The organism is Bacillus sp. FSL R7-0672 (genome assembly GCF_038601465.1).
GTDB classification, from domain to species: Bacteria; Bacillota; Bacilli; order Bacillales; family Bacillaceae; genus Bacillus; species Bacillus pumilus.
This window is the reverse complement of the sequence record NZ_CP152010.1, coordinates 725,103-743,175: the sequence shown is the minus strand read 5'-3', so window position 1 is coordinate 743,175 and position 18,073 is coordinate 725,103. Positions and strand designations below refer to the sequence as shown.

Genomic DNA, 18,073 nt, shown 5'->3' with positions numbered 1-18,073 from the left:
TTTACGTTTCCTTTAACATTGCGAACATATCACGCGCCATCGCTTCTAAAATATACACAACTGGCGTCTGTGTCGTAATATTGGCTCTGTGAACCCGTTCGTCTGTCACGTAATAAGCAATATTTAAATCTGAAATGCGCGAAATCGTGCAGTGCTGATTGTTTGTAATACTAATGATTTTGCTTCCTTCTCTTTTTAACTTCGAAATATGGTCGATTGTAATACTGTTCTCCCCTGATACAGACAGCACAATGGTGACACTATTGTCTAAATACTGCATATTCATCGGGAAAAACGGATCATTGATGTAAAATGAAAATTTCTCAAGACTCGAAAAATACCTTGCCCCATACTGCGCCAAAATACCAGAGCTGCCAGTGCCAATAAACAGCACATTTTTTGCATCGGCAATGATCCTTGCTGCCTCTTTAATTTTCCCCTCAAAGTCCCCTTTTAGTGTTCGTTCAATAAATTCATATAGAAAGTGCTGGGTGCTTTTTAAAGTAGGTGTCTGCTCTGCTTCTAAATACATTTTAAGCTTCACTTTAAACTCTGAAAAGCCTTCACAATTCACTTTTCGGCAAAAGCGAAGGACAGACGAGGTGGATATATGGGCAGCATCTGCTAAGTCCCGAATTCTCATATACACGACCTTTTCACTGTTTTCCATGATGTATCGGTATAAAGCGCTTTCTAGTTCATTAAAGCTGGAAATAACCTCACTTGAAAACATCTGACTTCCCCTTTCTCCAACAGCATGTCACAATGTGTTTCTTTTATGTAACAAATCTCTAAATAGGGCACCCTTGCCTAAAGACGCTGAAGTCATTTACGCACGAGATGCTCTCACGATAAGCTATAGATGTACAAACAAAAGAATTGGCTTTTCTCTATTATAACATTGCGCGTTACATTATTCGGAGGTGCAGAACATGGCAAAAGGATTAAAGGTTGTCACAATTGGCGGAGGATCAAGCTATACACCAGAGCTTGTAGAAGGATTTATTAAACGGTACGATGAATTTCCGATTAGCGAGCTTTGGCTTGTCGATATTGAAGCGGGAAAAGAAAAGCTTGAAATCGTCGGAGATCTTGCAAAACGAATGGTGAAAAAGGCAGGACTTCCAATCGAGGTTCATTTAACATTAGATCGCCGGAAAGCGCTTGCGGGCGCTGATTTCGTCACAACACAATTCCGTGTCGGACTTCTTGAAGCACGTATGAAGGATGAACGCATTCCTTTAAAATATGATGTCATTGGTCAAGAAACGAATGGTCCAGGAGGTCTATTCAAAGGGCTTCGCACCATTCCAGTGATTCTGGATATTGTGAAAGATATTGAAGAACTATGCCCAGATGCATGGCTTGTGAACTTCACAAATCCAGCTGGTATGGTTACAGAAGCCGTACTTCGCTATTCAAACCATCGCAAAGTCGTTGGCTTATGCAACGTGCCAATCGGCATTCGCATGGGAATTGCCAAAGGGCTTGATGTCGACGCAAGCAGAGTCGAGGTCAGCTTTGCTGGATTAAACCATATGGTCTTTGGACTCAATGTATTCTTAGATGGCAAAAGTATCATGGATCAAGTCATCGAAGACATGGCAGATCCAAACTCCACGATGTCGATGAACAACATTCATGCCATTCCGTGGGATGCTGATTTCTTAAAAGGGCTTGGCGTTATTCCATGTCCATATCACCGCTACTACTACAAAACAAGTGATATGCTGGCTGAAGAAAAGAAAGCAGCAGAGAATGAAGGAACTCGTGCAGAAGTCGTTCGTGCACTAGAAAATGACCTGTTTGAGCTTTACAAAGACCCTGATCTTGATATCAAGCCGCCACAGCTTGAAAAACGAGGCGGTGCCTACTACAGTGATGCCGCTTGTAACTTGATTGCATCGATTTATAACGACAAGCATGATATTCAGCCTGTCAATACCATCAACAATGGTGCCATCAGTGACATTCCAAATGATTCTGCTGTAGAACTGAACTGCGTCATCACAAAAGACGGTCCTAAACCAATCGCTGTTGGCGAAATGCCAGTCGCAGTCAAAGGACTGATTTCTCAAATTAAATCCTTTGAACGTGTTGCCGCTGAAGCAGCCGTGACAGGAGATTACAACACAGCACTTGTCGCAATGACGATCAACCCGCTCGTCCCATCAGATGCCATTGCAAAAAGCATCCTAGATGAAATGCTAGAAGCACACAAAGAATATTTACCACAGTTCTTCAATAAAGTAGAAGCATAAAAAGAAGCCGCACTTGTCAAAAGTGCGGTTTTCTTATTTCTTTGCAAACAGCCTGTCCATCTGAGCACGATCATAGTCTAATAGCCAGTGCTGTAAGCCCTCGTAGACTGGCCGAAGGCGCTCAGCATCTGCCGCAATAAGATCACAGCCTCGATCATCATATAAGTGGAAAATCATCTGTTTAGAGAGATTGATCAAATAGATTTCATAATCAAGCTTCCCCTTCATGATTTGATTCGGTGCATAGAAATCCTCCTGGCACATGGCTTGTAGAAGTGGGTGTAATCGTATATCTTGCAGCTGGCAAGACAAGGTAAATCTCTCCAATGTCAGGGGCTCATCTAGTTCTGGTCTTACATAGGTCAAAAGCTCGTGACGCAAGCGATTGCGTACTTGCCGGCGAACATATTTCTGATAAACTAGGAGCTTTTGCTTCATTAATTCATGTTCATGCTGCGTATAGACATCCGTGACAAACAGAATATCGTCTTCTGGATCAAAAGCATATCTCACAATTTCTAAAGCACGATCCCCCGCTTTTTCTAATACAACCGATTTCTTTCCTAATGACCAATCTGCCACTTCAAAGCGTAGCCCAAAAGGCCACCCATAAAAAAGTGGCGGCGTGAGGACAAGATCAGGAAAATGACTTTTTAAAAAGCTATTGGTTTGATCGCTCATGTCATGTCCTTCCATTGGTTTTATTTCTTATTTTACCGTTGAAATTGATGGAAATACAATTGGAAATAAACTGTCATTTCTTATATGATAGAAAGAGATGGAGGTGTGACCAATTGAAAAAATGGTTTTTACAGGTGTTCCTCACCGCATTGATCACTATGTGGATACAGGTTGGACTTGATCAGGCGAACATCATTCATATCACCAACGTATGGATCGATGCTAGCAGCTGGATCCTGATCTTCTTTGTCATCTACGCACTTTTTGAATGGGCAGCTCACGTTTTAGCAAAACGGAAAACCGTTCATCGCTGAACATCTCTTTTCATAGAGATGTTTTTTGTTGAAATTCTTCCTGCACAAGTTCATGGATAACGCCCATTCCTGCCTGGCTTCCAGCTGCTGCTGCAAGGACAAGCTGAGCAGGGCCGCCTAAATTGTCACCGCATGCAAAGACACCGCTGACTGTTGTACGTCCAAGAATATCTGTTTCAATGCCGGCATTTTTCGTCATTTGACAGCCCAGACTTTCAGCAAATGGAGCTGACTGCTTGAATTCACTTGCGACAAATCCGCCTTCTCTTTTCACCGTTTCCCCATTCGCAAGGTGAAGAGAGTGCATTTGTCCATTCTCATGATGAATTGACATAATCGGTACATCAATGACTTGAATAAAATGTGCTGATAGCAATGCCTTCTCCTCTTCAGCAAACACTTGCTGCCCATTCGTAAACACGATCAAATCCTTTGTCCAATTGGAAAGAAGTTTAGCCATATGCAAGGCGCGTGGATTCTCAGCAATGAGAGCAAGCGGCTTGTCCTTTAGCTCCCAGCCATCGCAGAAAGGACAGCTAAACAACGTCTTTCCATACACTTCATGAATCCCCTTGATCTCTGGCAGTATATCCTTTAGCCCTGTTGCCAATATGATTTTCTTCGCTTCGAACCTTTCTCCCTCTTGTGTCAGTAACGCAAAGTTGTCCTCATTGTTTTGTATCTCGACCATTCTACTTCGTTTGATTTGGATATTGGGGTAGTTTTGAAGATCTGCTTCTCCCGCTTGTCTGATCTCAAACGGTGTCATTCCATCGTTTGTAATAAATCCATGTGATTCCTGAGTCACTCGATTTCTTGGCATCTCGTCATCGAATACAATGACCTGTTTTCTGCCCCGCCCCACAACAAGTGCTGCGCTTAATCCGGCTGGCCCTCCTCCGATAATGGCACAATCTAATAACATGTCAATGTCTCCTTTTTATTCAAGACTTTAAAGACTCTTAATATCTATAATTTGTTCAAAAAAATCACATGTTGAAAAATGGATCTTTTTTTGTCTGCTCAATTTGGCTTGCGATATCAACTAACCGCTTTTGACTTAACGTCTCCTGCATTTTCGTTTCAACATCCTGCATGACCTGCTCAATCAAACAGTCATCATGAGGCATGAAAGAATCATGTTCTAAGGAACAACGAAATAAATTAGTTTGACCTTCTACCGCCTGAATGACGTCTAAAAATGAAATGTCCTCCTTCTTTTTCATAATGGTGTAACCACCTTTTGCGCCAGGTGTTGATTCAATCAATCCTGCCTTCACAAGCTTTGTTAAAATTTTGGATAAATAGGTGGGTGAAAGGTCTTGCATCTTGGCGAGAGGCTCAACGCCTATTGCTTTCCCCTTTGGTGCAAGAGTTAAAAATACCATCGTATGAAGTGCATAGTTGGTTGCTTTAGAATATTTCATCAGATGATTTCCTTTCTATCTATTATAGACCTTTTATATCTGTAATAGATCATAAAAGATTCAAGAAGAAAAAGCAAGTATTGTGGATCTGCTTCTTTTTTCATTCCACATTTCGCATTTTCTTCCGATAATAGAGGTAAGCACGAATCAAATTTTGATGAAAACTAGAAGGAGTGAAGAGAAATGTCAGATCAACAGCACAATGCAGCACACGAAGAAGAAGAGGAATTTAATGTATACGACATGCTTCCACCCGCAGGAACAATCATTGGTGAAGCAACAGAAGAAGAAATGGAAGCTGCGGCAGCATTAGAAGTAAGACACTATGCCTTTATGCGTCTGCAAGACTCGTACATTCAATTTGACGGATCTTCCTATAAAGAATTGCTCAAAGACTTTCAAGAACTAGAATTTGATTCTGCAAAGTTTTGGAGAGCCATCGCAAGACGCCTGCAAGTCCCATACGAATGGACAATCCGAATCGACCACGCAAACGGCCCAATTTATATTGGTGAAACAGAGGATAGCCGTGAGGTTGAGGAGAGTGCGGAGTAAGGAATTGATGACCCCCTTTTGATGAGGGGGTCTTTTGCTGAAATGATAGATTTCTCAATAAAAAAGATGTATTACTCCTCTAAATCAAATTCCAACGCAATCGATATATTAATGGCTATGTCGTGCATTTCATCTATTTCTGATTGATTCAAATGCTCCGCAAAACGACGTGCACTCTCGACAACATCAGCATGCTGCTTAATCATCTCTTCATTCAGTATAAAGATCGTATTGATCGCCCAGCCAGCATTCGTTAACATTTCTTCGTCTTGAATGGAGTTCATGTATGTTTCTACTTCAGAAAAAATCCACTTAACATCATCAATTTGTTCCACTTGAAAATTCGCAATTTTTGAAAGCTGTTCAGGGTCTTTGGTGATGAAAATGTCTTTCACTTCTTCTTTTGATAATGGTTTATTCTGCTTTTCATATTCAGCCTGCCACTCTTCATCTGACATCCCATCTTCTTAACTATCCTCTGCGGTATAATGCCCCGCAATCAATTCATCAAACGAATTCGCTAATTTAAAATCCGTCTCATATTCTAGATCAAAGTAATGAATTGGCGGATGTTCCTTTGTTTCTCTATAGTCCAATGCAATCCACGTATGACCATCCCCACAAATGAGCACAAGTCCCTCAGGCAATTCCCATTCTTCTATTAAATAATCACTATCCATGATGCCTTCGCCTTTGGCAATTCCTCTTAAATGATCAAATGACACATGATCCTCTGCCCATCCATTCGGCTGGTCCGTTGGAAAAGCGTTATGCAGGGTATACCCGCCATTTTGTTCAAGAATAAGTTTTTTATATGTATCAGGCAAGGTGACGCCTAGCTTCTTTTCCGCTTTTGCAATGCCTTTCTCATTGATTTTCTTAAATGTCTCTTCACTTTCTATGTCTGTATCCCAAAATGGTTTCAAATAAAATACCTCCAATTGTTATTTCTATCTCATTTTACCATTCGAGAGAACTAGTTTAATAGTCCTATTTATAAAAAAAGAGAAGGGTTACCCCTCCTCTTGTCCGTCATGATTGTTCTTGATTTCTCGCTTCAAATTCATCTAGCATTGCACGCACTTCATCTGTTGATGATGTGTTCATTAATTGGTTTCTTAGGAAGCTCGCTCCTCTGAATCCTTTTACATAAATCTTAAAGAAACGATGCAACGCCTTGAATGGACGCAAGCCTAATGAGGAATATTGATCATGAAGATCAAGATGCAATCTTAAAAGACCTAGCAGCTCATCACTCGTATGCTCCTTCGGCTCTTTTTCAAAAGCAAATGGGTTATGGAAAATCCCGCGCCCAATCATCACACCGTCCACTCCATACTGCTCAGCGAGCTTTAAGCCCGTTTGACGATCAGGAATATCACCATTGATGGTCAAAAGCGTATCAGGTGCTACTTCATCACGAAGTTTTACAATCTCAGGAATGAGCTCCCAATGCGCATCCACCTGGCTCATTTCCTTTCTTGTACGAAGGTGGATCGATAAGTTCACAATGTCTTGCTCCAAAATGTGTCTGAGCCAATCGCGCCACTCATCGACCTCTGTAAAACCAAGTCTTGTTTTGACGCTGACTGGTAATCCTCCAGCTTTTGCCGCTTGAATCAGCTCTGCGGCAACACCTGGGCGAAGAATCAAGCCACTGCCCTTCCCGTTTTGTGTGACATTCGGAACAGGACAGCCCATATTAATATCAAGACCCTGAAATCCTAACTCTGCCATTCCAATACTCATTTGCCTAAAGTTCTCAGGCTTGTCTCCCCAAATATGAGCAACAATTGGCTGCTCATCCTCTGTAAAGGTTAAACGCCCCTTCACACTTTGAATCCCATCAGGGTGGCAATAGCTCTCACTGTTCGTAAACTCTGTGAAAAACACATCCGGTCTCGCCGCCTCACTCACAACATGACGAAACACAACATCTGTCACTTCTTCCATAGGTGCTAATATAAAAAATGGTCGTGGTAAATCACGCCAGAAATTTTCACTCATCTTTCATCCAATTCCTCTCATGACATAGCGCCTTATAGGGCTTGTCCTTCTATAAAGTCTTTCAGCAATTTTTATCATTATATACTTTAGTAAGGATTCAACGCAAAAGGAGCATAAAATGAACATTAACAAAATGCTATCAGCACTTTATAAAATATCAAAAATTTGAGAAGACGTAAACGTTGTTCAAAAAGGTACTACTGGAAAACGTGTCAGACGGGCAGCAGGTAATGCATCTGGCAAACTAATAAAAAAGATATTCAAATAAAAAAAGCCCTATGCAGGGGCTTTTTAAATTGTAATTGCCTTTTCTGTTACATGATAAGTATTAGAAGTAATGATTTTATCAAGCGACCAACCGGCAGCGAATAACACAGAAAAAATTGTTAAACTGATAAATAACTTATTCATCTTTAGTTATTCTTTATTCAAAATATATCACGTTATATAAAATACAGTACTAAGATACAATTCATTCTTAATATGGTTTTTGTTACAATCTTTGTGTATCGCATAGATAAGAGTGATTTTCTTAAAAGCTGCTGTTTGGATCAGAAAACTTTCTGCCAAAATCGCAAAAGTAATGGATAAAGGGGAGAAAAGTAGACAGAAAAACAGTTCACAAATGCTTTTATTTAAAATGGGTGCGCCTAGAGATGCTGCTAAAACTTTGGCAAAGTTCATCGTTAATCTTATCTAAATATAAAAATAAGTGCTATTAGTTTCTAATAGCGCTTTTTAATGGAGGATCTTCATGTCTTTTTCTTACGTGATTTCATTGACTTTTTTAATACTCCTTTTAGTGTCTATCATACTCTATACTTTTTTAAGAAAGAAAAACGTTGTAGATGAAGCCCCTGGCGCTATTGCTGCCGTTCTTCTTATTTTACTTATATTTTTTTCCCTAAGTTTAGTTATTGTCCTTCCAACTGCTATGCTTTACCTAGTATCATTGGGAGTAAATTTTCTTTTCGGTGAATACATCACTTATGATTCATTTTTTTCTTTGATTACCTTCTCGTTGTTAGTTAGCATCATTGTGATTTTTTGGTCATTTATCGTTTTATTTATAGGGAAAGGAATCACTTTTTTGTTGAAGGTCCCAAAATGGATAACTTATATTTTAGAATTTTTTGCTTCGTGGGCTCTTATTTACTTCACGATTAAATATGTACTAAATTTGAAGATAATTGAAGTTTCTATATGGGGAAATGGGGTATTGATTTTATCTTTCTTTGTTAGCTTTTTATACATCGGACTTGATATCATATCCTCTGCACTTGATCAAAAAAATCAGAACATAGAAGAAGAACCCCCCATCCATTAATGGAGAAGGGATTTTATTCCATTTCATGACTTTTTCTATCTATATTCATATGTCTATAGAGTTTTACTTTAATAGAATTTCAAGCGAATTTTTCATTCTAACGGAGGGGAGCAAAAATAAAAATATCCCGATATCGATATTTTTCACGAAATCAGGACATCTCCATTATTGATTAATCACAAGACTTGCCACACACTCCACATGACTCGTATGCGGAAACATATCCACAGGTTGCACTTCTTCCGTCACATACCCACCATCTTCAAGAATACGCAAATCACGAGCTAGCGTCCCAGGATTACAGGAAACATAAACAACGCGATTTGGCTTCATCTTTAAAATCGTATCAAGCAGTGCTTCGTCACAACCTTTTCTTGGCGGATCGACGACGAGGGTGTCTGCTTTGATGCCTTCTTTATACCAGTTTGGGATAACAGTTTCTGCTTCACCGACTGCGAATTCGACGTTGTTGATCTCGTTTAAGGCAGCGTTGCGTTTTGCGTCTTCAATCGCTTCTGGCACAATTTCTACGCCGTATACTTTGCCTGCTTTTTGTGCGAGAAATAAGGAAATCGTACCGATTCCGCAATACGCATCGATGACGGTTTCTTCACCTTGCAGCTCGGCATATTCAAGCGCTTTGTCGTAAAGCACTTTTGTTTGAGCTGGGTTCACTTGATAAAACGAGCGGGCTGAAATGGCAAATTTGATGTCGCCAATCGTGTCATAAATGTATTCTTCTCCCCATAAAACGGTCGTTTCGTCTCCGAAAATGACATTTGTTTTCTTTGAATTCACGTTTTGCACAATTGACCGAACGTGTGGGAAACGTGCTATAATCTGCTCAATCACCTGCTGCTTTTGCGGAAAGTCAGCCGTTCTAGTAACAAACACTACCATCATTTCACCTGTTGCAATGCCGTAGCGAACCATCACATGACGCAGCCAGCCTTTGTGGCGCTCTTCGTTATATGCTTTGATGCCAAACGCATTGCATATGTCTTTTACTGCCTGTACCACTTCGTCATTTTCTGATTGCTGGATCAAACATTTTTCCATATCGATGATTTCATGGGTACGTTGCTGATAAAATCCTGCAACAAGTCCGCCTTCCCGTTCGCCAACTGGAACTTGTGCTTTGTTTCGGTAATTCCAAGGGTCTTCCATTCCTAGTACAGGATGAACTTTTACACGGCTCATATCAAGTTTGCCGATCCGCTCTAAAACGTCCTTTACTTGTTTCTGTTTAAATAGCAGCTGGCCTTCATAGCTCATGTGCTGAATTTGACAGCCTCCGCACTGCTTATAGATAGGACATGGCGCATCTTGCCTATGCTGACTTTCCTTTGTCAGCTCCATGAGTCGCCCAAAAGCAAATCCTTTTTTCACACGTGTGACCTTGATTTTCCCTTGTTCGTCTGGAAGGGCATTCGGTACAAAGACAGGGAACCCTTCAATTTTCGCTACACCTGCACCTTCGTGCGTTAGGTCTTCGAAGGTTACATTGTAGTATTCATTCTTTTCAACAGGCGGTTTCATCTTTACCAATTTTATCACCTCATTTGCAAAGAAAAACTTGGCGCCATAAGGAACCAAGTTCATTCTCTACCCTATTTTTTCAGCTGTTGCTTTTGGCACAATAAATTCAATATGACGATACAGGTTTTCAAATTCACCAGGCAGCATGCCGCCGAATTCGCCATCTAAATTCAATTGCATTTTATCTTTTACATCTACCTTTACGCGATTCGCTTTTGTGTAGATGACATTGTTATCATGAATATGCTCGCCTCGCAGTGCAAGGCTGACTACTCGAATGGCTTCTGCTAAATTGACCTTCTTTAAAATAATCAGGTCAAACATGCCATCATCTAAAACAGAATCTGGCGCTAGCTTTTCAAAGCCGCCTACTGAGTTTGTGAGTGAAACAAGAAACAGCATGATTTCTCCATGAAACAATTTGCCGTCATATTCAATTTCGACTTCTGTCGGGCGGATAGAAGGAAGCATCTCCATGCCTTTTAAATAATAAGCAAGCTGTCCAAGCATTGTCTTTAGCTTACTAGGCACTTCATAGGTGAGCTCTGTTAACCGGCCGCCGCCTGCAATATTAATAAAATAATGGCCATTGACTTTACCGATATCAAGCGGCTTCGCTATACCATCTATAATGGCATCTGTTGCTTTTAAAACACCTTCTCGTGGAATTCCAAGTGCTCTTGCGAAGTCATTTGTTGTTCCAACCGGAATAATTCCTAGTTTTGGTCTTTTTTCAAGCGGTGCTAGTCCATTGACGACTTCATTGATCGTGCCGTCTCCACCTGCTGCTACAATTAAATCAAAGTCTCTCTGGGCAGCTTTTTCAGCTGCTTGTGTCGCATCTCCTGCACATGTCGTTGCATGACAAGATGTTTCATAGCCAGCTTGTTCAAATTTTTGCAAAACCTGCGGCAAATTCTTCTTGAAGAGTTCACGCCCAGATGTCGGATTGTATATAATTCGAGCACGTTTCATTCATCATCATCCTATATTCATTATGCAATCTATTTTCACCACTAACAACCTTTAATTATACTATGAGATTTGAAAATGGCAACAGAACAACACCCTAATCTGACAAATCTCCTGCCACATTTCCCTCAGCAAGAAAGCATTCTGATAAGATAAAAGAAAACGCTGTAAAGGATGGTTTGCGATGAAAAAGCCTGTTTATTTTAATCATGATGGCGGTGTTGATGACCTCGTCTCGTTATTTCTTCTCCTTCAAATGGAACATCTGAAAGTGATTGGGACGTCTGTGATTCCTGCTGATTGTTATTTAGAGCCAGCTCTCAGTGCGTCTCAAAAAATCATCGATCGATTTAGCCCTTATGAAATTGAAGTCGCTGCTTCAAATTCTAGAGGCGTCAATCCTTTTCCGAAAGAGTGGCGCATGCATGCTTTTTATGTAGACGCCTTACCTATTTTAAACGAGAAAGGCACTGTTGATACAAAAGTGTCCAAGCTTCCAGCACACCTTCATTTAATCGAAACCGTTAAAAAGTCAGCAGAACCTGTCACGCTGCTCTTTACAGGTCCGCTCACAGACCTTGCACGCGCCTTAGAAGAAGATCCTTCAATCTCTAATAAAATTGAAAAATTGGTATGGATGGGCGGTACGTTTCTTGAAAAAGGCAATGTTGAGGAACCCGAGCATGATGGGACAGCAGAATGGAATGCATTTTGGGACCCTTATGCTGTCAGCACTGTTTTTCAGGAACGCTTTCCTATTGAAATGGTCGCACTTGAAAGCACGAATCAAGTTCCGCTTACACTAGATGTGCGTCAGCGCTGGGCTTCCCTTCGTTCTCATATTGGAATAGATTTTATTGGGCAGTGCTACGCCTTTTGCCCGCCTCTCATTCATCACGAAACCAACTCGACTTACTACTTATGGGATGTGCTGACAACGATCACTCTTGATTCCTCATCATTTACTCGTTCAAAGGAAATGAATGCAATCGTTTACACCGAAACGCCAAAGCAAGGACGTACCGAAGAACATACAGATGGAAAATCAATTCAAGTGATTGACCATGTCGATCGTGACGCATTTTTCCAAGCATTTGAAGAGCTCATGAGAAGAGCTGTTTGTCAGATTTCAACATAAAAAAGCCCCGCCATCAAAGCGGGGCCCCATCTCAATCTTCTTCTACGTATTTCTTTTTGCGTTTAAATTTGCTTAACACTTCGTATACGATTGGTACGATAACCAGTGTTAGCAATGTTGAACTTGCGAGACCACCAATGACTGTGACGCCAAGTCCTTTTGAAACAATTTGGCTTCCGCCTTCAAATCCTAATGCTAATGGAAGAAGTGCCCCAATTGTCGCAAGTGCCGTCATTAAGATTGGACGTACTCTTATTGTACCAGCTTCCAGTAATGCCTCTCTTGTTGAGAGTCCTTCTTTCTCTTTATGAATGACTCGGTCAATCAAGACGATCGCATTTGTCACAACAATTCCGATCAACATGAGCAATCCAATCATGGCGTTTAAGCTGATGGTTTCTTTTGCTAAAAACAATCCAACGAGCGCGCCAATAATTGTAAATGGAAGCGAGAAGAGAATTGCAAATGGTGCAAGACCTCCGCCAAATGTGATGACGAGAACGAGATACACAATGGCAATCGCTGCAAGCATTGCTAGCCCAAGCTGCGTAAAGGATTCCTCAATATCCGCACTTACGCCTCCTGTGTCAATCGTTACGCCAGATTTCAGATCAAGCTTGTCGACTTTCTTCTGAACATCTTGTGTCACACTTGATACGTCGTCTGTTGTCATGTCACCAGACACTTCTGCGTAGATTTTTCCATCACGCTTTGTCACAGTATTTGCTGTTGAGCCATCCTTCACTTTAACAACATCACCAATTCGGACTTCTTGGCCTGTCGGTGTTGTGATCTTTTTATTTTCTAAATCTTTTTTGCTCTTATATTCATCTTTTTCCGTTTGAAGATTCACATCAAGTTCTTTGCCGTCCTCAGTTACTTTCGTCAGTGTTGTTTCACTATTTTGAGGAGCAATCGCTTGTGCAATTTGTGAAGCTGTCAGCCCTAGTTTCGCCAGTTTTTCTTGATCTGCATTAAATGTATATTCGTCATATTTCTCAGATAAGCTTGTACTGACGTTTTTCAGGTTTTTCTCATCTTTTAAAATATTTTCAACTTCTTTTACTGTGCCTTCAATATCACTTGCTTTATCACCGTACACATAGTACGTCACTGTATTGCTTGCGCCAGCAGATGAGAAGTCTTGTGATTTCCATTCCCCTTTAGACACTTTGTCTTGCAAGGCTTTGACCACGCGATCTTTTTCTTTATCAAAATTCGGTGTGTCCTCATCATATTGTACGAAGAATAGCGCACCGTTAGAGTTACCGCCTACACTTGCTGTAAGCGCATTTGAAGAGCCAAGTGAATATTGAACAGTATTGACATGGTCACGTTTGATCAAATATTCTTCTGCTTTTTTCGTTTCATCGATAGCTTGTTCTCTCGTTTGTCCAGGTTCAGGTGTATAAGTCACCATCGCCGTCTTCTCTGCTTCCTGTGGTAAGAAGCTGACACCGACAAGTGGAGCTAAGAATAAGCTTCCGACAAGCATAAGAATGGCAATTCCTGATGTGATCCATTTGTGGTTCAATGCCCAATTGAGTACGCGTCTATAACCGCTAGCAAGCTTGCTTGGTTTATGCTCTTTTACCTTTTTCGCTGTGCCGTACAGGTTCTTTTTAAATAAACTGTGTGCCATCATTGGAACAATCGTAATGGCTACAAGGAGTGAAGCCATTAAAGCAAACACAATCGTTAATGCAAATGGGATGAATAGTTCTCCAATCATTCCACCCACAAGTGCTAGCGGTAAAAAGACCGCAATTGTGACAATCGTCGAAGACATGATTGGAATAAACATTTCTTTTGTGGCTTCTTTAACGAGTTCTTTTCCTTTTAATGGCTCATCCTTTAATGCCATTCGTCGATATATGTTTTCTATGACAACAATGGAGTCATCAACAACACGCCCAATAGCGACGGTCATGGCACCAAGTGTCATGATATTTAGTGTAATATCCAGCTGATTCAATATTAAAACAGCAATCAACAGAGATAACGGAATGGAAATAACCGAAATTAAGGTTGATTTGATATCTCGAAGGAACAACATAATGATAATGATCGCAAAGATTGCTCCGATGATTGCCTTGTTCAGCATTGTGCTGACAGACTCTTTTATCGGCTCTGCTTGATCATATGTGGTACTTACTTTGATTCCTTTGTTATCTTTCTTGAACTTCTCGAGTTCTTTTGTGACTGCTTCTGCTACACTTACTGTGTTGGCATCAGAGCCTTTAACAATTTGCAGACCGATACTGTCTTTTCCATTTGTTCTAGAGATCGATTCTGCATCCTTGACGACTTTAATATCCGCAATCTCAGAAAGCTTGATTGTCGGCAGCTCCACAGATTGGCTGCTTGCTGAACCGCCACCAGTTTGCTGCTGAGCTACCTGCTGCTGACTTGCACCAGCCTGCTGCTCTGCGCCTTGCGCACCTGCATTTCCTGAGCCGTTAGAAGGCGCTCCGGCTCCAGCGCTTCCCGCACCGCCACTAGCACCTGGTGTGACAGGAATTCGCATGTTTTTCAAATCTTTGACGCTTAAAATATTGCCATCAACGACAACTGATTTTTGTTTGTTGCCGAATGTGTATAGACCTAATGGTACGTTGACATCAGAGCCTTTGATCATATTTTGGACGGTTTCTTCATCTAAACCGTATTCTTTCAATTTCTTTTGTTTAAACGAAAATTCTACTTCTTTGATTTGCTGTCCCGAAGCTTCGACGGAAGATACACCGTCTAATCCTTCAAGTGAAGGGACAAGGTCATCTTCCACTTTTTTCGTCAGGTTTTCTAATGATTCTTTATCACCAGATACACTAAGTGCTAATATTGGAACCGCATTGATACTAAAGCGTGCGATTTTTGGTTTTTCTGCATTTTCCGGAAAATTGATATTGTTAACAGCATCTTCAATTTCCTTTTTTGCTTCATCCATGTCTTTGTTGTAGTCGTACTCGACTTGAATCGATGAGGCATTTTCAAATGAATTGGATGTGACCACATTGACTCCATTTAGGTTTTGGATCGATTTTTCAATTGGATCGGTCACCTTATCTGATACTTCGTCCGGCGTTGCGCCAGGATACGTTGTAGAAACCGTAATGACTGGAGTGTTGATATTCGGGATTGATTCTTGTTTCATATTCAATCCAGCATATAGACCAGCAACTGTTACGATAATTGTCATGAGCCATACAGCGAACTTATTCTTTAATACAAAATTGATGATCGAATTCATTATGTCCTCCATTTTCCTTTATGTATTGACTGACTGGTCATTCTATATCATAATAAACGGTGATATACAATGCCGTCAACCATTTCTCTTGCGTTTGACGTAACATTCTAAAGCTGAAGGGGCCTTATTTCATGAACGAAAAAAAAGAAAAAATCATTAAAGCAAGCATCCAGTTGTTTGCGAAAAAGGGTTTTTCTTCTACGACCATTCAGGAAATAGCAGATGAGTGCGGAATATCGAAAGGCGCGTTTTATTTGCATTTCAAATCAAAAGAACAGCTTTTCAACCGAGCGTTCGAATATTATATCGACACGTCTATGCAAAGTATTGAAACGATTCGAAAAGAGAATCAGCATCTCGCGCCGAGAGAGATCTTCCAGAAGCAAATCGCTGAACAGTTTCAGCATTTTGCTGAGAACAAGGATTTTATCATTTTGATCCTCAGCGAGAACATTATTCCAGAAAACCAGCAAATTAAAAAGTATTCAAAAACTGTGAAAAAGCAAATGAATGATGAAATTCAAATTTCCATCTTGACCACTTATGGACAGGAGATCGAACCATATATAACTGACCTGTCAGTCATGATTCAAGGAATCATCCAATCTTATGTTCAGGTGCTGCTTTTACAAGATCAGATGCAATTATCATTTGATGAGCTCTCTTCCTTTATACTCGAACGGTTTGATGATTTGGTTCAAGGTATGCTTCGTTCTCAGACGAAACCGATCTTAAAGCCAACCATTTGGGACGATGAAGCGCCGAGTGCTGCTTCCCTTCAAGAGGAGCTTCGTTTGTTAAAGCTTGAACATTTGCTTTCTGATGATACCCTTGTATCCATTGAAGTCATTGAAGAAGAACTGGCGAAAGCTGAGCCTCGTAAGCCAGTTATTCAAGGGATGCTGACGAATTTAGAAAAGTGTGAGGACCCTGCTGTCTTAAAAGTAGTTGAACAATTGAAGCTTTTTCTTCAATAACATTACGTGCTGTTTTTCCGATTCGTTCACCTTTATCCCCCTTCGAATGTGCACTTTCGCTTATACTTCATTATAAGAAAAGAATCTCCGAATTGATATACGGCGGTGGTCTGAATCTATGATAAGACCCTGTCATTTCAAGCAAAAAAAACCGCCTCTTCTCATGAGGCGGTTTTTGCTATTGTTCATTAGCGTTTTTTGATTTCTTCTAGGAGAATCTTGTTGACCATCGGCGGGTTCGCTTGTCCCTTCGATGCTTTCATGATTTGTCCGACTAAGAAACCAATCGCGCGGTCTTTTCCATTTTTAAAGTCTTCGATGGATTGCGGGTTGTTATCAAGTGCTTCTGTGACAAGTTTGAGCAGGGCACCTTCGTCAGAAATTTGGACAAGCCCTTTTTCTTTGACGATTGTTTCTGCGTCTCCCCCATTTTCAATCAGCTCTTTGAATACCTTTTTGGCAATCTTAGAAGAAATCGTTCCTTTTTCGATGAGATTGATCATGCCAGCCAGGCCTTGCGGCGTTAGCTTTGTATCTTCCAGCTCTTTTTGAGCTGAATTTAAGTAGGCAGATACTTCACCCATCAGCCAGTTTGAAGCTTGCTTCGCTTCTGCACCTTCTGAAATGGTTGCTTCAAAGAAATCAGACATTTCTTTTGTCAGCGTCAGCACCATCGCATCATATGCAGGAAGCCCAAGCTCATCGATGTAGCGTTTGCGGCGCTCGTCTGGAAGCTCTGGGATCGATGCTCTTACGCGTTCTTTCCACTCGTCATCAATGTACAGCTCCACCAAATCTGGTTCTGGGAAGTAGCGATAATCATCTGATCCCTCTTTGACACGCATGAGGATCGTCTTTTTAGACGCTTCGTCATAGCGGCGAGTTTCTTGTTCGATCAAGCCGCCAGAAAGCAATACTTGCTCTTGACGTTTCTCTTCGAATTCAAGACCTTTTTGTACGAAAGCAAATGAGTTCAAGTTCTTGAGCTCTGTTTTCGTTCCAAACTCTTCACGGCCGATCGGACGAAGTGAAATGTTGGCATCACAGCGAAGTGAGCCTTCTTCCATCTTACAATCAGATACGCCTGTATATTGAATAATAGATTTTAGTTTTTCTAAGTAAGCATACGCTTCTTCTGGTGTGCGAATGTCCGGCTCAGATACGATTTCAACAAGCGGTGTGCCTTGACGGTTGAAGTCGACAAGTGAATATCCGTCGCCTGTGTGCGTCAGTTTACCTGCATCCTCTTCCAAATGGAGACGCGTAATACCGATTCGTTTCGTTTTGCCTTCTACTTCAATTTCAATCCAGCCGTTTTCACCGATCGGTTTATCAAATTGAGAAATTTGATACGCCTTTGGGTTATCAGGATAGAAGTAGTTTTTACGGTCAAATTTTGTATCTGTTGCGATCTCGCAGTTTAGCGCCATTGCTGCTTTCATTGCAAAGTTCACCGCTTCTTTGTTCAATACAGGCAGTACGCCAGGATATCCAAGGTCGATGACACTTGTTTGCGTGTTGGCAGCTGCACCAAAAGGTGTCGGCGAGCTGGAGAAAATTTTTGATTGTGTTTTTAGCTCAACGTGGACTTCAAGTCCAATTACCGTTTCAAAGTTCATTCTGAT

17 protein-coding genes are annotated in these 18,073 nt (G+C 40.9%); 6 read left to right on the top strand and 11 right to left on the bottom strand.

Translation table 11 applies throughout. The annotated features are described in order from the left end of the window. Position 1 precedes the first annotated feature (1 nt). Positions 2 to 733, bottom strand: coding sequence for a MurR/RpiR family transcriptional regulator (locus MKY18_RS03530; protein WP_126741160.1), 732 nt, complete (start codon positions 731 to 733; stop codon positions 2 to 4). 199 nt (positions 734 to 932) lie between these two features. Between MKY18_RS03530 and MKY18_RS03525 the strand changes: the two genes are divergently transcribed. Next, complete coding sequence (locus MKY18_RS03525; protein WP_065099172.1) at positions 933 to 2,261, top strand: 6-phospho-beta-glucosidase; 1,329 nt, start codon at positions 933 to 935, stop codon at positions 2,259 to 2,261. A 33-nt stretch (positions 2,262 to 2,294) separates the two neighbouring features. On the opposite strand, the gene MKY18_RS03520 is transcribed toward MKY18_RS03525, so the two are convergent. After that, positions 2,295 to 2,942, bottom strand: coding sequence for a DUF3885 domain-containing protein (locus tag MKY18_RS03520; protein WP_044141612.1), 648 nt, complete (start codon positions 2,940 to 2,942; stop codon positions 2,295 to 2,297). Between the two features lie 113 nt (positions 2,943 to 3,055). Here MKY18_RS03520 and MKY18_RS03515 point away from each other — a divergent pair, with 113 nt between their 5' ends. Beyond that, positions 3,056 to 3,256 (top strand): hypothetical protein, encoded by a 201-nt coding sequence (locus tag MKY18_RS03515; RefSeq protein ID WP_044141570.1) that lies wholly within the window; start codon positions 3,056 to 3,058, stop codon positions 3,254 to 3,256. Positions 3,257 to 3,266: 10 nt separating this feature from the next. Here MKY18_RS03515 and MKY18_RS03510 read toward each other — a convergent pair whose 3' ends face one another. Both MKY18_RS03510 and MKY18_RS03505 read right to left on the bottom strand, forming a co-directional pair. Next, on the bottom strand, positions 3,267 to 4,181 hold the full coding sequence (locus tag MKY18_RS03510) for an NAD(P)/FAD-dependent oxidoreductase (RefSeq protein ID WP_044141569.1): 915 nt from the start codon (positions 4,179 to 4,181) through the stop codon (positions 3,267 to 3,269). Positions 4,182 to 4,245: 64 nt separating this feature from the next. Then, positions 4,246 to 4,683 (bottom strand): Rrf2 family transcriptional regulator, encoded by a 438-nt coding sequence (locus MKY18_RS03505; RefSeq protein WP_044141568.1) that lies wholly within the window; start codon positions 4,681 to 4,683, stop codon positions 4,246 to 4,248. A 183-nt stretch (positions 4,684 to 4,866) separates the two neighbouring features. Here MKY18_RS03505 and MKY18_RS03500 point away from each other — a divergent pair, with 183 nt between their 5' ends. Then, positions 4,867 to 5,238 carry a hypothetical protein gene (locus MKY18_RS03500; RefSeq protein ID WP_044141567.1) on the top strand — a complete coding sequence of 124 codons (372 nt, stop codon included), beginning with the start codon at positions 4,867 to 4,869 and terminating at the stop codon, positions 5,236 to 5,238. 71 nt (positions 5,239 to 5,309) lie between these two features. Here MKY18_RS03500 and MKY18_RS03495 read toward each other — a convergent pair whose 3' ends face one another. The 3 genes from MKY18_RS03495 to MKY18_RS03485 form a co-directional block, all read right to left on the bottom strand. Beyond that, complete coding sequence (locus tag MKY18_RS03495) at positions 5,310 to 5,696, bottom strand: hypothetical protein (protein ID WP_260406794.1); 387 nt, start codon at positions 5,694 to 5,696, stop codon at positions 5,310 to 5,312. A gap of 9 nt (positions 5,697 to 5,705) precedes the next feature. After that, positions 5,706 to 6,164 carry an SMI1/KNR4 family protein gene (locus tag MKY18_RS03490; RefSeq protein WP_260406793.1) on the bottom strand — a complete coding sequence of 153 codons (459 nt, stop codon included), beginning with the start codon at positions 6,162 to 6,164 and terminating at the stop codon, positions 5,706 to 5,708. A gap of 106 nt (positions 6,165 to 6,270) precedes the next feature. Beyond that, positions 6,271 to 7,245 (bottom strand): tRNA-dihydrouridine synthase, encoded by a 975-nt coding sequence (locus MKY18_RS03485; RefSeq protein ID WP_185107518.1) that lies wholly within the window; start codon positions 7,243 to 7,245, stop codon positions 6,271 to 6,273. Between the two features lie 754 nt (positions 7,246 to 7,999). Here MKY18_RS03485 and MKY18_RS03480 point away from each other — a divergent pair. Further along, positions 8,000 to 8,572: a hypothetical protein gene (locus MKY18_RS03480; RefSeq protein ID WP_185107516.1), complete on the top strand. Its 573-nt coding sequence runs from the start codon at positions 8,000 to 8,002 to the stop codon at positions 8,570 to 8,572. Positions 8,573 to 8,737: 165 nt separating this feature from the next. Here MKY18_RS03480 and rlmD read toward each other — a convergent pair whose 3' ends face one another. Together rlmD and MKY18_RS03470 are read right to left on the bottom strand one after the other, a co-directional pair. Next, positions 8,738 to 10,174, bottom strand: a complete 1,437-nt coding sequence (rlmD, locus tag MKY18_RS03475) for a 23S rRNA (uracil(1939)-C(5))-methyltransferase RlmD (protein WP_342488164.1) — start codon at positions 10,172 to 10,174, stop codon at positions 8,738 to 8,740. Positions 10,175 to 10,177: 3 nt separating this feature from the next. Beyond that, on the bottom strand, positions 10,178 to 11,086 hold the full coding sequence (locus MKY18_RS03470; RefSeq protein WP_044141563.1) for a diacylglycerol kinase: 909 nt from the start codon (positions 11,084 to 11,086) through the stop codon (positions 10,178 to 10,180). Positions 11,087 to 11,267: 181 nt separating this feature from the next. Here MKY18_RS03470 and MKY18_RS03465 point away from each other — a divergent pair, with 181 nt between their 5' ends. After that, positions 11,268 to 12,221: a nucleoside hydrolase gene (locus tag MKY18_RS03465; RefSeq protein ID WP_126741166.1), complete on the top strand. Its 954-nt coding sequence runs from the start codon at positions 11,268 to 11,270 to the stop codon at positions 12,219 to 12,221. A 31-nt stretch (positions 12,222 to 12,252) separates the two neighbouring features. Here MKY18_RS03465 and MKY18_RS03460 read toward each other — a convergent pair whose 3' ends face one another. Continuing rightward, complete coding sequence (locus MKY18_RS03460; RefSeq protein ID WP_111912186.1) at positions 12,253 to 15,471, bottom strand: efflux RND transporter permease subunit; 3,219 nt, start codon at positions 15,469 to 15,471, stop codon at positions 12,253 to 12,255. Between the two features lie 131 nt (positions 15,472 to 15,602). On the opposite strand from MKY18_RS03460, the gene MKY18_RS03455 reads away from it, so the two are divergent. Continuing rightward, entirely contained in the window at positions 15,603 to 16,448 is an 846-nt protein-coding gene (locus tag MKY18_RS03455; protein ID WP_065099163.1) for a TetR/AcrR family transcriptional regulator, read from the top strand. A gap of 188 nt (positions 16,449 to 16,636) precedes the next feature. Here the strand turns inward: MKY18_RS03455 and gatB are convergent, their stop codons facing one another. After that, on the bottom strand, positions 16,637 to 18,067 hold the full coding sequence (gene gatB / locus MKY18_RS03450; RefSeq protein WP_003214292.1) for an Asp-tRNA(Asn)/Glu-tRNA(Gln) amidotransferase subunit GatB: 1,431 nt from the start codon (positions 18,065 to 18,067) through the stop codon (positions 16,637 to 16,639). Positions 18,068 to 18,073 lie beyond the last annotated feature (6 nt).